Below are 14,056 nucleotides of genomic sequence, written 5' to 3' on the forward strand. Positions count from 1 at the left end.
GTCCGGCATAGGATTTTTATCCGAAGGTAAAAAATCCATGCCGGACAGACGCGAACCAGCAGCGAGCAGTAACTCCCGGCGGGCGGGTCCAGGGCGCCTGAGCGCCTGGGGTCCCCCCGGTGGGGGGATTTGATGGGAAAATAGACGATGGCGCCCATTTTCATTCCCCATTGTGACGCTCGGTCATCTTGTTTAGGGGGGGCTCCTGCGATTTAGGGGGGCCACCAATGTATGAACAAACCCTTTTTAGAAAAAAATGATTAAGTAACCCCTTACATTGAAAGAATGTTTCATTAGACACCCCTGAGCCCTTTTGATATAATTGTCTAGGTGCCTTACAGCCAATCTTATCCATCTGGTAAGATCGCTTTTTTTATCAAGCTTGTCTGATCAACGTTAGCTACATCTACAAAACCATATAAGCAGGAGGCGGTTCGTTCACAATGTACATGAACAACTATGTGGTTGTCGCGATCTTTCTTGCCCTTGGCGTGTTGCTTCCAATTGCAGCGCTTACAATCGGAAGGTTTTTGCGTCCGAATAAGCCTTTGGATGCCAAATACACGACCTACGAGAGCGGGAACGAACCGGTCGGTACGGGGCAGGTGCGGTTTAACGTCCGTTATTATCTGTTTGCCCTGATGTTCGTTATTTTTGACGTCGAGACTGTTTTTCTGTATCCGTGGGCCGTTGCTTATAAGCAATTAGGCTTGTTTGCGCTTGTGGAGATGTTCATTTTTGTCGGCCTGCTGGCCGTCGGATTAATTTACGCCTGGAAAAAGAAGGTGCTGCAATGGACTTCAATCTAGAGTCGATCTCCCCCGAGGAAAAACAAGAGCTGGACCGCAACGTGTTCATGACCACCCTGGAGCAGCTGAAGGCTTGGGCGCGAAGCAATTCATTGTGGCCGCTTACATTCGGACTCGCCTGCTGCGCGATTGAAATGATGGGAACAGGCGCATCGCATTATGATTTGGACCGCTTTGGCGTTATTTTCCGCACGTCTCCGCGCCAGTCCGACGTCATGATTGTGGCGGGGACCGTTACGAAAAAGATGGCTCCGCTGCTGCGCCGCCTGTACGATCAAATGCCGGAGCCGAAGTGGGTTATCGCGATGGGCTCCTGCGCAACGGCGGGAGGGCCATACGTCAAGTCTTATGCGGTTGTAAAAGGAGTCGATCAGATCGTACCGGTCGACGTTTATATTCCGGGCTGCCCGCCGAATCCGGCGGCGCTCATTTACGGAATCAACAAGCTGCAGGAAAAAATTCGTTACGAAGCGAAAACCGGTAAGCGGGTGACCAATCGATGAGCGATCAACCGAAAGAAGATAAAAAGCTAAGCGAAGAGCAGGGGACACTTGCAAGCAACTCCGAAGCGACTCCGGAGAAGCAGCCCGAGGCTGCTCAAGAGCAGGCGGTGAAAGCGGAGCAAACCGCAGAAACGCAAGTAGTGGAGCAGACGCAGCGGCCGGTTACGCCGGAAGGCCCGCAGGGGAAGCCGGAGGGGCCCGGCTCCGCCGAGACGCTCGCCGACGCGGCGAAGCAGGTTGGCAATGCGGCGGACCTGCCGGACAAGATCGGCGCGGCGACGCCGGAGCAGCAGGCGGAAGCGGCTGCAAAGCAAGCGGCGGATACCGCCAAGCAGACAACGGCCGAGCCGTCGGACGCTCCCGCGGCGGAGCTGAAAGGGCCGAGCGATGCGGAGAAGGAAGCGAAGGCCAAGGCCGCTGCGGAAGCGAGAGCCGCTCGAGCCAACGCGCGCGCGCAGAAGACGGAAGCTGCTGAAGGCGCGCCTGCGGCGGAGCCGGAAGGGTCGAGCGATGCGGAGAAGGAAGCGAAAGCCAAGGCTGCCGCGGAAGCGAGAGCCGCTCGAGCCAGCGCGCGCGCGCAGAAGACGGATGCCGCCGAGGATGCGGCGCCGAAGGAGCCTTCGCCGAAGCAGCCGCTGCTTGACCGCGCGGTGCAAATTTTGAAGGAGCAAGTGGGCGAAGACGCGGTGACGGAAGCTTTTATAAACGAGAAAGACGGCCACAGGCCTTATCTCATTATCCATGCAGATCGTTGGACCGCATGCGCGAAGGTGCTCAAAAATCACGAAGAATTCCAGCTCGATTATTTGCGCAATGTAGCGGGTTCCGATATGGAAACGCATTTGGAAGCGGTCTATCACCTGCTGTCGCTGAAAACGAACAACGAATTTTGCGTTAAAGTAAAAACAAACCGCGAAACGCCTTCGATTCCGTCGGTAACGCCGATTTGGGCGACGGCGAATTGGAACGAGCGCGAAATTTACGACTTGCTCGGCATTGACTTCCCGGGTCATCCGGATTTAAGGCGGATCATGATGCCGGACGATTGGGTCGGCCATCCGCTGCGCAAAGATTATGAAGCGATTGACCCGGAGGTGTAACGCATGTCTGCGATCAGAACCGAAGAACTGCTGCTGAATGTAGGCCCGCAGCACCCGAGTACCCACGGCGTATTTCGCATTATCGTGAAATTGGACGGGGAAACGATTACCGAAGCGATTCCCGTGATGGGTTATCTGCACCGGGGAACCGAGAAGCTGGCGGAAAACCTGACTTATACGCAAATTATTCCCTACACCGACCGGATGGACTATGTATCGGCGATGACGAACAACTATGTCCTTTGCCACGCCGTGGAAAAGCTGATGCAGATCGAAATTCCGGAAAGAGCCGATTTTTTGCGGCTGATCGTGATGGAACTTCAGCGCATTGCGAGCCATATGGTATGGTGGGGCACGTATTTGCTGGATATCGGGGCGATGAGCCCGTTTTTGTTTGCATTCCGCGACAGGGAAATCATCATCAACCTGTTTAACGAATTGTGCGGAGCGCGGTTGACGTACAACTACATGAGGGTCGGCGGCGTCAAGTGGGATGCGCCGGAAGGCTGGATCGACAAGGTGCGCAAGTTTGTTCCGTATATGAAAGGAAAGCTGGAGCAATATCATGAGCTGGTCAGCGGCAACGAAATCTTTTTGGCGCGGATCAAAGGCATCGGGAAATACGATGCGGAAACGGCGATCAATTACGGCCTCAGCGGCGCTAACCTGCGCTGCACCGGGGTGAAGTGGGATTTGCGCAAAGACCAGCCGTACAGCTTGTATAATCGATTCGAGTTTGACGTGCCGGTAACGCACAACGGCGATTGTCACGACCGTTACCTGATTCGGCTTGAGGAGATCCGCCAATCGCTGCGCATTCTCGAACAAGCGGTAGAGCAGTTCCCGGCCGAAGGCGAAATTATGGGCAAGGTGCCGCGGGTGCTGCGTGTGCCGGAAGGCGAGGTGTACGCAGGGATCGAGTCGCCGCGCGGGGAAATCGGCTGCTACATCGTGTCCAAAGGCAAAGATAAGCCGTACCGCCTGAAATTCCGCCGTCCTTCGTTTGTGAACCTGCAAATATTGCCCAAGCTGCTCGTCGGCGAGACGATGACGAATTTGATTACCATTTTGGGCGGTATCGATATCGTGGTAGGGGAGGTCGACGCCTGATGCTGGATATACTGCAGCAGCAATTGACGTTTGCGAACTTTGCGATCTTTTTCGCCTGGGGAGTGCTGATGCTGCTCATCGTGCTCGGCTTCGTGACATACGCGATCTATTTCGAGCGCAAAGTCATCGGCTGGATGCAGCTGCGGATCGGACCGAACCGCGTTGGCCCTCTCGGATTGCTGCAATCCGTAGCCGACGTGCTGAAGCTGCTTATTAAGGAAGATACGATTCCGAAAAAGGCGGACCGCGAGCTGTTCATCCTGGCTCCGGTCATTACGTTTATCCCGTCGTTCGCCGTCATCGCCGCCATTCCGTTTACGAAGACGATCATGGCCGCGGATTTGAATGTCGGTATTCTGTATTATGTGGCGCTGTCCGGTATTTCGACGATCGGCATCGTGCTCGGGGGCTGGGCTTCGAACAACAAATACGCTCTGCTCGGCGGCATGCGGTCTGCGGCTCAGATGATCAGTTACGAAATTCCGCTTGTCATCTCGGTGGTCGGCGTCATTATGACGGCCGGCAGCATGAATCTACGCATTATTGTGGAGAGCCAGCAGGGCGGATTCTGGCATTGGAACTTTCTGCCGCAAATCATCGGTTTTGTCGTATTCGTTGTCGCCGCGATTTCCGAGCTGAATCGGACGCCCTTTGACCTGCCCGAAGCGGAATCGGAGCTTGTTGCCGGTTATCACGTCGAGTACAGCGGATTTCGCTTCGCCTTTTTCATGCTGGCGGAATACGTCTATGTGTTCGCTATTGCTTCGCTGACGACGGTGTTGTTCCTGGGCGGATGGCATGCGCCGTTTACGTTCCTCGAGTTTATCCCGGGAATCATCTGGTTCCTGATCAAGTTTTGCTTTATCGTCTTCTGCTTGTTTTGGATTCGCGCCACATTGCCGCGGGTAAGGGTCGATCAGCTGATGGGCCTCGGCTGGAGAGTGCTGCTTCCGTTGGCTCTGGTCAATGTGGTGATCACGTCGATATATACAACCATTTTCATGAAATGACGCCGGAAAGGGTGAAGCAACGATGAAGGGCATAGTCAAAGGCTTGGGCGTTACCTTGAAGGCCATGACCGAGAAAAAAGTCACATACGCGTATCCGGATGTGCCGCTGGAGATGCCGGACCGCTTTCGCGGCATTCAGCATTTCGACCCGGAAAAATGCATCGTCTGCAACCAGTGCGCCCGTATTTGCCCGACCGAATGCATTACGCTCACCGGTAAACCGAATCCGGACCCGGAGAAAAAGGGCAAGGTCATCGACACGTACGATATCAACTTCGAAATTTGCATTTTGTGCGATTTATGCACGGAAGTTTGTCCGACCGAAGCGATTGTCATGACGAATAATTTTGAGCTCAGCACTTACAGCCGCGACGATTTGTTCAAAAATCTCGAGTGGCTGAACGAGAACAACAAAAACATTCGTCAGGAAAACAACTCGGCGCTTCCAAAAGGAGGGGCCAAAAAAGATGCCTAATTTCCTGGGCAATATCGTCAGCTTTTTCAGCAGCGGCGAAAGCATCGTATTTTTCATCTGTGCGCTGCTGGCCATCGGGGGAGCGATCTTTATGATCAGCTTGCCCCGCGTCGTACATATGGTGCTTGCGCTGGCCTTGACGTTCATCAGCTTGGCCGGGCTTTACGTATTACTCGACGCGGAGTTCGTCGCTTTCGTGCAGGTGCTCATTTATGCCGGAGCGATTTCCATTCTGATGATTTTCGGAATCATGATGACCAAACATCAGGAGGAAGAGACCGAACCGAAGCGTCCGACTCATAACGCACTGCTTGGAATCGGCGTGTTGGCGCTGTTCGGCATCATTTTTTACGCGATTCAGAAAGCGGAGTTCATGCCGGGGCAATTCCAGGCGGGCAGCGATAACACGCTCGAGATCGGCAAGCTGCTGATGAATCAGTACGCCATTCCGTTCGAAATCATGTCCGTGCTTCTGACGGTCGCATTTATCGGAGCCATCATCGTGGCGAAGCGGGAGGAGGATTGACGATGGCTGGACTCGTTACACCGTATTTGACGCTTGCCGCGATTTTGTTTTGCATCGGCTTGTACGGGGCGTTATCGAAAAAAAATGCCGTCATCGTGCTGCTGTCCATCGAGCTTATGCTGAATGCGGTCAACCTGAATCTCGTCGCTTTTTCCAAATTGGGCGCGCATCCGTCGCTCACCGGACAAATATTTTCGCTGTTTAACATTACCGTGGCGGCGGCGGAAGCGGCTGTCGGCATTGCGATTTTGATCGCTTGGTACCGGAACAAAGGCACCACCGATGTGAACGAAATGGATCAGATGAAGCACTAAGGATGCTTTCGAAGCAAGTTTTCCTACGGAAAACTTTTAGGAGGGAAAACATGATCTCGGCATACTCACAGTACGCATGGCTTATCCCGCTGTTTCCGCTGCTGTCGTTTCTGATTTTGACCGCCGTCGGGCGGCAGCTGAAGGATGCGGGAGCCTACATCAGCATCGTTGCCGTATTCGCCTCATTCGTCCTTTCGCTGCTCATTTTTATCGAGCGGATCGGCGGATCGGTGGAGGATTACACCTGGAACAAGCTGACGTGGATCAAAATCGGCGATTTTTCGCTGAATATGGGCTTCGAAGTGACGAACCTGAACGCGCTCATGCTTGTCATTGTGACGCTGGTGAGCTTTCTGGTGAACGTCTACTCGAAAGGCTACATGCACGGGGACGAACGGATTAACGTGTTTTTCGCATATATCGCGCTGTTTACGTTCTCGATGCTCGGTCTGGTCCTTTCGGAAAATCTCGTGGAAACGTATATTTTCTGGGAGCTGGTAGGCGTTTGTTCGTTCCTGCTCGTCGGATTCTGGTATTTCAAGCCGGAGGCGAGAGCCGCTGCGAAAAAGGCCTTTATCGTCACGCGGATCGGCGATGTCGGTTTGTTTATCGCGATTTTGCTGCTCTATTGGGCGATGCCGAACCATGCACTTGATTTCAGTTCGATCCATAACGCCTTCAGCGGCGGCAAAATCGAGGGGGATGTCGCAACCTGGATCGCGATTCTTATCTTCGTCGGAGCAGTCGGCAAGTCCGGCCAGTTCCCGCTGCATACCTGGCTTCCGGACGCGATGGAAGGCCCGACGCCGATCAGTGCGCTTATCCACGCGGCGACGATGGTTGCCGCCGGCGTCTATCTGGTCGCTCGCACTTTCGATATTTTTCAGGCATCGCCGGTTGCTCTGGGCGTTGTAGCGGCGATCGGTGCGTTCACCGCGATTTTTGCGGCAACGATCGGCATCGCGCAAAACGACATCAAGCGCATTCTCGCGTATTCAACCGTCAGCCAGCTCGGCTATATGATGATGGCGCTCGGGATCGGAACGACGATCGCCTACACGGCAGGCATCTTCCATCTGTTTACCCACGCATTTTTCAAAGCGCTGCTGTTCCTTGGGGCGGGCAGCGTCATTCACGCCGTACATACGCAGGACATCAACGAAATGGGCGGCCTCGGCAAAAAGATGAAAATCACAACGTGGACGTTTGCCATCGGCACATTGGCATTGTCTGGGATTTTCCCGCTTTCGGGCTTTTGGTCGAAGGATGCGATTTTGGCTGAAGCTTACGATCATAATGCCGCGCTTTTCTGGGTCGGCTTGATCGCGGCGTTTTTCACGGCATTTTACATGTCCAGACTGTTTTTCCTGGTGTTTGCCGGCAAGCCGCGCGGGGATGCGCACGCCCACGAATCGCCGGCGTCGATGACGTTCCCGCTCGTTGTGCTTGCCGTTCTTGCGGTGGTCGCCGGCTTCGTCTTCACGCCGTTTAATCCTTGGCTCGGCGAATGGCTGACCGGGAGCGCGGCGCACGAAGAAACGAATTGGATCGTCGTTATTTTGTCCAATGTGGTCGGACTCCTCGGCATCGGACTCGGCTATCTCATCTATGTGAAACAGTCGATTCCGAGGGATGCGGTATCAGCGAAAGCGCCTTGGCTCTATAAGCTGCTGAACCGCAAATATTACATCGATGAAATTTATAACGGCATATTTGTGCAGGGATTGAAAGGAATCGGCATCTTGCTGGAGCTGTTCGACCGGTACGTCGTGGATGGGCTCGTCAGGTTGTCCTCCTATTGCGTCGTCGGTATCGGGCGGCTCGGGACGAGGCTGCAAAACGGGCAAGTGCAGACGTACGGTCTTGCGACGCTGCTCGGATTTGTTATCCTGATCCTGGCTTTGGCGGGAAGGAGGTTCATCAATGCCGGATAGTTTTCCCATACTTTCGCTGATCGCCTTTTCACCGCTGCTCGGAATTATCGTGCTCGCCTTCATTCCGAAGGACCAGGGCCGCTGGATCAAAACGGTTGCGATTATTGCGACGTTGATCCCGCTGCTGCTCTCCGGCTGGCTGTATGCCGACTTTAACCGTCAATACGAGGGCACTCAGTACAAGGAGACGGTGAATTGGCTGCAAATTCCGCTGAACCGGGAAACGTTCCAAAACCCGGACGGATCGAACCAACTTTCTTCCTTTTATTTCGAGGTCAGATACAATATGGGCATCGACGGCGTATCGCTTCCGCTTGTATTTCTGACCGCGTTTGTCTCGTCGATGGCGGCGCTGGCTTCGGTTTATATCAAAAAACGGTGGAAAACGTACTACATCCTGTTTTTGCTGCTGGAGCTGGGAATGTTCGGGGTCTTTATGGCCCAGGATTTGCTGCTGTTCTTCATTTTCTTTGAGGTAACGCTCATTCCGATGTTCTTCCTCGTCGGCATATGGGGGTACATGAACCGGGAGAAGGCGGCCAACACGTTCCTGGTTTACAACGGCCTCGGCTCGGCGATCATGCTGATCGCGTTTCTGATCTTGATCAGTACGGCTGGATTTAACCAGGTCGTGAACGGAAATAACGTTTCGATTTATTTTTCCGGTGATGTGGAAACGATCGTACATAATCTGTTCCAAAATGCGAACGCCTACGTCAACCAGAGCGACATACCGAACAATCCGTTCCTTCTGGACTCGGCGATGAAATGGACGCTGTTCATTATGCTTCTGGTCGCTTTCGGCATCAAGCTGCCGATCTTCCCGTTCCATACGTGGATGCTCAAGGTGCATACGGAAGCGCCTCCTTCGATTGTCATGATTCACTCCGGCATTTTGCTTAAAATGGGCGCTTACGGCCTGATCCGCTTCGGCGTCATGCTGTTTCCGCAGCAGGCGGCCCAGTGGGCGACCGTGCTCGCCGTGCTGGGAGTGATCAACATTTTGTACGGTGCCATTCTCGCTTTTGTGCAAAAGGACTTCAAACTCGTGTTGGCTTACTCGAGTATCAGCCATATGGGCATCGTGCTTCTCGGTTTGGCTGCGTTTAACGCCATCGGCATTGAGGGAGCGATTTTCCAGCTGGTCTCGCACGGTTTGATCTCGGCGCTGATGTTTCTGCTCGTCGGCAGTATCTATGAACGGACGCAGACAACGATGCTGGATGAGCTGGGAGGCCTTGCATCGTCGATTCCGTTCATCAGCGGCATCCTGCTTACGGCGGGTATGGCTTCTCTAGGACTTCCGGGATTGTCCGGCTTCATCAGCGAATTTCTGGCCTTTCTCGGATTGTTCAAAACAGCCAAAATCATTACGGTCGTCGGTGCGCTCGGCATTATTTTCACCGCCGTTTACGTGCTGCGCGGGGTGCTCGGCATATCTTACGGTCCGGCCAAAGAGAAGTACAGCGGCATTCGCGATGCCCGGCTGATTGAAGCGGTACCGATGATCGCCCTGGTGGCGTTTATCGTCGTCCTCGGGATCTACCCGTACGTACTCAGCAATCCGCTGCACCCGACGGTATCCGGAATGGATCAATTTTTGCAAAGCATCACGACGAAGATGGGGGGTTAGACGATGGAACAACTACGACTGCAGGTTACGGATCTGGCCTTTCTCGGGCCCGAGCTTACACTGGTCATAGCGGCCGTTGTCATGGCTCTCCTCGATCTGATGCTGCCTGAGTCGAAAAACCGCACGGTTTTCGGCTGGTTCTCGCTTATCTCATTGATCGTCTCGGCCGCCTTTGTCGTTGCGGGGCTTGGACCGTCGGAACCCAAGCAGCTGCTCGGCTTAAGCTACCGGATCGACGACTTCGCGAATATTTTTAAACTTGTGCTGCTGACAGGGGCGGCTTTGATTACATTTATGAGCATCGGATCGATGAAGGAAGAGGACATCCCTCGCGTACACGTTGGCGAGTTTTATTACCTGCTCCTTCCGGCGACGCTCGGCGGCATGATCATGGCCTCTTCGGGCGATTTGATTACGCTGTACGTAGGCCTCGAGCTGCTCAGCATCACCTCGTACATTTTGGTAGCGATGAGAAAAAAGAACACGCTCTCGAACGAAGGTGCGTTCAAATATATTGTGCTCGGCGGAATTTCGTCAGCCATCATTTTATACGGCATGTCGTTTTTGTACGGATTGTCGGGATCGACGGCGATTTCGGAGATCAACTCGGCTTTGGGTGAGGCGCTGACTTCCATGGGCGCGATCGTGTACTTGGCGTTTTTCCTGCTGCTGGCCGGGTTTGGCTTCAAAATTGCAGCGGCGCCGTTTCATACGTGGGCCCCTGACGTGTACCAAGGAGCGTCGACGCCGATCACTGCATTCCTCGCGGTCGTCTCGAAGGCGGCGAGCTTTGCGATTGTGTTCCGCATCATGTACGGCGTATTCGCGATCGGCCCGGTGATGGATACTCCGTTCCATCAGGACGTGTTGACGGCGCTGATGACGCTCGCTGCGATCGCGATGATCTTAGGGAATTTCATCGCGCTGCGCCAGAAGCAGCTCAAGCGGCTGCTCGCCTATTCCGGCGTCGCCAATACCGGATATTTGCTCGTGCCGATTGCAGTGCAATTCTCGCTGACGCATTATACGAACTTCGATGAGCTGATCTTTTACCTGCTGGCGTATCTGTTTATGAATATCGGCGCCTTTGCGGTGCTGATGATTCTCGAGCGCTCAACGGGCGAAGAAGAGCTGAGCGGACTTGCGGGGCTGTACTTCCGCGCCCCGGGCACAGCGATCGCGACCGTGGTCATCATCTTGTCTCTGGCAGGATTGCCGATGACGGGCGGCTTTTTCGGCAAGCTGTACATCATGCTCGGTTCAATGCAGACGCATCATTACTGGCTTTCGGCCGTCATGATTGGAACCAGCGTCGTTTCGTTCTACTATTACTTCGGCTTCATCCGGCAAATGTTCATGCGCAGCGATTACGAAGCCCGGGAAGTGCGAACCAGCATGCCGCTTTCCATCACCTTATGGATCTGCGTAGCAGCCACGCTTGTGATGGGCTTTTACCCGCAAGGGGTGCTCGCCGGCATCGAAAAGGTGTTTACGCTGCAGCAAGATTTGTTTATGCTGAAGTAGTCATTGCAGGTCAATGAAGTGGTTTAGGTTGGCTGTTTAAGACGAACCTCATCTCTCGGGGGATTTCCTTGAAAGATGAGGTTTTTTTTAGTTTGTAGAAGTATCTAAAAAGTGGCTCCCTGCAGCTAAAGGTAGAGCGTGTCCGCCATAGGTTTTGTGCCAGCAAAACCATGGCGGGACAAACGCGAACCCGGGGCACGTAGCCTCTCCCGGCGTCTTTGCTCCCAAAGTGTAGCGTGTCAGGCATAGGATTTTTTACCCAAAGGTAAAAAATCCATGCCTGACAGACGCGAACTAGAAGCGAGCACTCCCTCAAACCAGGCGGGTCCAGGGCGCCCGAGCGCCTGGGGTCCCCCTTTAGGGGGAATTAGGGGGTGATCGATTATTTAGGGGGTGGCCCTGGTTTTGTGGGGGCGTCCCTATTTAGGGAACAAGGGTGTCCCATATTTAGGCAACCATTTTTTCAAAAAACAAGCAGGGATACAAGAGCCCTTTATCGAATTATGTAAAGATTGCATAAGACGGAAAAAAGGAACTCATCCTATGCTAAAACAAACGACGATTTATATAACGGCAGCCAGCCTTATAGGAATAAGCGCTCTCGCGGCGAATCCGCCGGCGGCAAATGCGGAAGGACCGCAGCCGGTGCGCATCGCCGCGGCGGCGACGGACCCTTTGATCGAGAAGCAAACGTATTTGCAATCGATTCATATCGAGGAAGCATGGAACCAGGCGACCGGCAACAACGCGATGGTCATAGCGATGGTCGATACCGGTGTCGATCTTTCCCATAAAGATCTCATTCCGAATTTGGTCGATGGGGTCAATCTGATTAACCCGGAATTGCCGCCCCAGGACGACAACGGGCATGGCACCAACGTGGCCGGCGTCATCGCCGCAGTAGCCAACAATGATCGCGGGGTCGCGGGCATACTGTGGAAGGCGAAGCTGATGCCGATCAAAGCGCTCGAAGGAGACGGCACCGGCGGGGAGGCGAAGCTCGGCGAGGGCATCAAATATGCGGTGGATCACGGAGCGAAAATCGTGGTACTATCGCTTGGTTTAAATAAATATTCCAGCTATATGAGCGAAATCGTGCAGTATGCGGAAGATCACGACGTGCTGCTCGTCGCAGCCACAGGAAACGAAGGCAACCGGGTCAAATATCCGGCTGCTTACCCGACCGTCCTTGCCGTAGGCGGCATGAGCGCCGATAAACAAGCGGCCGAGCGTTCGAATACGGGCCCGGAAATCGATGTGGTCGCTCCGTGGGATGTATTTACAACGGCGATCGGCGGGGACTACGGCTACCAGGAGGGGACGTCGATGGCCGCGCCTCAAGTGGCTGCTGTCGCAGCGCTTGCATGGGCGAAATATCCCTGGATGAAACCGTACGAAATTCGCAGCTTGATCCGGCAAACGGCCGAGGATTTAAGCGGCAAAGGCTGGAGCGAGTCGGTCGGATACGGTCTGCTGAGAGCCGACCGGGTGATGAACGAACCGTATCTTGAGGATATGTACGAGCCGAACAACCGGAAAGATCAGGCGAAGGCGATCTCGATAAGCAAGATGGTCAGCGCCGTGTTTACAGGGGGAGACGATGCAGACTGGTACGCTCTGAACGCCCCATATAACGGCAGCATGCAGCTGTCGCTGCAAATGGGCCCGGGTTTCCCCGTGACGGTAAATCATTTTAATGCCGACGGCACGTTTCAAAGCTATACGCTGGGTGCGGGGAATACGCTAACCGTACCCGTACTGAAGGGAACGAACTACATCCAGCTTCAGCTCAAGGACAGATCGGCCAAGGTCAAGACCCCTTACCGGCTGACGACTTCTTTTCAAATCTACAGAGATGAGTTTGAAGATAACGACCGTCAATATAAAGCGTTTGTGCTTCCCGTGCGGAGTCAGACCATAACGGGGACGTTCCATCAACAAAACGACCAGGATTGGTATATGCTTCCTGTCCGGCAGTCGGGCACGCTGCGTGTCAAATTGTCCGTAGATACGGCGAGAATGGACCCTGTGCTGTTTATCCAAAAAACCGGCGAAAAAGGAACGACGATCGACCAGGGCGGCGACGGAGCCGGCGAAAGCACAACCGCGATTTCTGTGTTTCCCGGCGATTATTATATACGGGTAAACAATATAAAGGATTATTCGTATCCGGTGGTTGGCGAATATACGCTAGGGTTCGAATATGAAGCGAAGATGATCGATCCGAATGAGCCGAACGACAAGCCTTATCAGGCAACGGCGATTCGTTCGGACAGCCTATACGAAGGCGTTATCGGCAGAGAAGGGGATGCGGACTGGTTCCTGCTGAAAGTGGATGCCGAAAGCATCGCAGAGCTGCGGCTTACCGGTATCCCGGAAGGTGTGAGCATGACGATGGCCGAGTATGATTCCGGCCTTAAGCAGCTGCGGTCAACCGAGAGCGGGTACTCTCAAAGGGAAGTCGTGTTGCAGCGGCGATTGCCGCCGGGCACCTACTACGTTAAATTGACGTCCAGCGAGCCGTTCGATACTTCGATGTACGGATTTGAGGCGAAGGTAAAGCCGCTCGTCGGCGGGTTTACCGATATTTACGGCCATTGGGCGGCAAACGATATCGTACAGGCAGCTCAGCGCGGGATCATCGACGGGTACGGGGGATATCTATTCCTGCCGGACAAAACGATCACGCGCGCAGAGGCCGCTGCGATCATTGTGCGCGCGTTTAAGCTGGCCAAGGAGCGTGCTGTCCGCTATACCGATCTGAAGTTTAGCCACTGGGCTTATTCCTTTGTTGCGAAAGCTGCGCAGGCAGGAATCGTCGACGGTTACCCGGACGGTTCGTTTGCTCCGGATCAACCGGTAACCCGGATGGAGATGACGGCGATGGTGGCCAGAGCAATGAAGATTACCGGCAAACAGCGGGGAGTATCGCCTTTTTCCGATGTTGACGATGAGTATTGGGGAATCGGTTTGCTGAAGCAAATGAAGGCCGAAGGCTGGATATCCGGTTTTCCGGACGGCACCTTCAGGCCGGAGCAACCGGCTACCCGGGCGCAGTTTGTCACGATGCTGGAAAGCGTGCTAAACTAAGTTGGGTTTGCTAATGAGGAGGGGGCAC

Annotated in this window: 12 protein-coding genes; all 12 read left to right on the forward strand. The window is 54.2% G+C overall.

Annotated features, from left to right (window positions below; all coding sequences use genetic code 11):
- Positions 1–443 precede the first annotated feature (443 nt).
- The 12 genes from MYS68_RS30345 to MYS68_RS30400 all read left to right on the forward strand — a co-directional run bounded on the left by MYS68_RS30345 (position 444) and on the right by MYS68_RS30400 (position 14,028).
- A complete protein-coding gene (locus MYS68_RS30345) occupies positions 444–809 on the forward strand; it encodes an NADH-quinone oxidoreductase subunit A (protein ID WP_248929376.1) in 366 nt (121 codons plus the stop codon).
- Positions 794–1,312 (forward strand): NuoB/complex I 20 kDa subunit family protein, encoded by a 519-nt coding sequence (locus tag MYS68_RS30350; RefSeq protein ID WP_248929377.1) that lies wholly within the window; start codon positions 794–796, stop codon positions 1,310–1,312. Before MYS68_RS30345 ends, MYS68_RS30350 begins: the two co-directional genes overlap by 16 nt.
- Positions 1,309–2,412 (forward strand): NADH-quinone oxidoreductase subunit C, encoded by a 1,104-nt coding sequence (locus MYS68_RS30355; RefSeq protein ID WP_248929378.1) that lies wholly within the window; start codon positions 1,309–1,311, stop codon positions 2,410–2,412. The genes MYS68_RS30350 and MYS68_RS30355 overlap by 4 nt, the downstream gene beginning before the upstream one ends.
- Before the next feature lie 3 nt (positions 2,413–2,415).
- Positions 2,416–3,522, forward strand: a complete 1,107-nt coding sequence (locus MYS68_RS30360; RefSeq protein ID WP_248929379.1) for an NADH-quinone oxidoreductase subunit D — start codon at positions 2,416–2,418, stop codon at positions 3,520–3,522.
- The gene (gene nuoH, locus MYS68_RS30365) at positions 3,522–4,532 is read left to right on the forward strand and encodes an NADH-quinone oxidoreductase subunit NuoH (RefSeq protein WP_275983557.1); all 1,011 of its coding nucleotides are present in this window, start codon (positions 3,522–3,524) and stop codon (positions 4,530–4,532) included. Before MYS68_RS30360 ends, nuoH begins: the two co-directional genes overlap by 1 nt.
- A gap of 22 nt (positions 4,533–4,554) precedes the next feature.
- Positions 4,555–5,007, forward strand: a complete 453-nt coding sequence (gene nuoI, locus MYS68_RS30370; RefSeq protein ID WP_248929380.1) for an NADH-quinone oxidoreductase subunit NuoI — start codon at positions 4,555–4,557, stop codon at positions 5,005–5,007.
- On the forward strand, positions 5,000–5,533 hold the full coding sequence (locus MYS68_RS30375; RefSeq protein WP_248929381.1) for an NADH-quinone oxidoreductase subunit J: 534 nt from the start codon (positions 5,000–5,002) through the stop codon (positions 5,531–5,533). Before nuoI ends, MYS68_RS30375 begins: the two co-directional genes overlap by 8 nt.
- A gap of 2 nt (positions 5,534–5,535) precedes the next feature.
- Positions 5,536–5,847 (forward strand): NADH-quinone oxidoreductase subunit NuoK, encoded by a 312-nt coding sequence (gene nuoK, locus MYS68_RS30380; protein ID WP_248929382.1) that lies wholly within the window; start codon positions 5,536–5,538, stop codon positions 5,845–5,847.
- Positions 5,848–5,897: 50 nt separating this feature from the next.
- Positions 5,898–7,781 (forward strand): NADH-quinone oxidoreductase subunit L, encoded by a 1,884-nt coding sequence (gene nuoL, locus MYS68_RS30385; protein WP_248929383.1) that lies wholly within the window; start codon positions 5,898–5,900, stop codon positions 7,779–7,781.
- Positions 7,771–9,414 (forward strand): complex I subunit 4 family protein, encoded by a 1,644-nt coding sequence (locus MYS68_RS30390; RefSeq protein WP_248929384.1) that lies wholly within the window; start codon positions 7,771–7,773, stop codon positions 9,412–9,414. Before nuoL ends, MYS68_RS30390 begins: the two co-directional genes overlap by 11 nt.
- Before the next feature lie 3 nt (positions 9,415–9,417).
- Positions 9,418–10,938 carry an NADH-quinone oxidoreductase subunit N gene (locus MYS68_RS30395; RefSeq protein ID WP_248929385.1) on the forward strand — a complete coding sequence of 507 codons (1,521 nt, stop codon included), beginning with the start codon at positions 9,418–9,420 and terminating at the stop codon, positions 10,936–10,938.
- A 543-nt stretch (positions 10,939–11,481) separates the two neighbouring features.
- Entirely contained in the window at positions 11,482–14,028 is a 2,547-nt protein-coding gene (locus MYS68_RS30400; RefSeq protein ID WP_248929386.1) for a S8 family serine peptidase, read from the forward strand.
- Positions 14,029–14,056: the final 28 nt, after the last annotated feature.

Source organism: Paenibacillus hamazuiensis (assembly GCF_023276405.1).
Taxonomy (GTDB): domain Bacteria; phylum Bacillota; class Bacilli; order Paenibacillales; family NBRC-103111; genus Paenibacillus_AF; species Paenibacillus_AF hamazuiensis.

Coding starts and splice junctions, on each gene's coding strand:
- MYS68_RS30345 (WP_248929376.1), top strand. CDS start 444: ATGTACATGAACAACTATGTGGTTGTCGCGATCTTTCTTGCCCTTGGC.
- MYS68_RS30350 (WP_248929377.1), top strand. CDS start 794: ATGGACTTCAATCTAGAGTCGATCTCCCCCGAGGAAAAACAAGAGCTG.
- MYS68_RS30355 (WP_248929378.1), top strand. CDS start 1,309: ATGAGCGATCAACCGAAAGAAGATAAAAAGCTAAGCGAAGAGCAGGGG.
- MYS68_RS30360 (WP_248929379.1), top strand. CDS start 2,416: ATGTCTGCGATCAGAACCGAAGAACTGCTGCTGAATGTAGGCCCGCAG.
- nuoH (WP_275983557.1), top strand. CDS start 3,522: ATGCTGGATATACTGCAGCAGCAATTGACGTTTGCGAACTTTGCGATC.
- nuoI (WP_248929380.1), top strand. CDS start 4,555: ATGAAGGGCATAGTCAAAGGCTTGGGCGTTACCTTGAAGGCCATGACC.
- MYS68_RS30375 (WP_248929381.1), top strand. CDS start 5,000: ATGCCTAATTTCCTGGGCAATATCGTCAGCTTTTTCAGCAGCGGCGAA.
- nuoK (WP_248929382.1), top strand. CDS start 5,536: ATGGCTGGACTCGTTACACCGTATTTGACGCTTGCCGCGATTTTGTTT.
- nuoL (WP_248929383.1), top strand. CDS start 5,898: ATGATCTCGGCATACTCACAGTACGCATGGCTTATCCCGCTGTTTCCG.
- MYS68_RS30390 (WP_248929384.1), top strand. CDS start 7,771: ATGCCGGATAGTTTTCCCATACTTTCGCTGATCGCCTTTTCACCGCTG.
- MYS68_RS30395 (WP_248929385.1), top strand. CDS start 9,418: ATGGAACAACTACGACTGCAGGTTACGGATCTGGCCTTTCTCGGGCCC.
- MYS68_RS30400 (WP_248929386.1), top strand. CDS start 11,482: ATGCTAAAACAAACGACGATTTATATAACGGCAGCCAGCCTTATAGGA.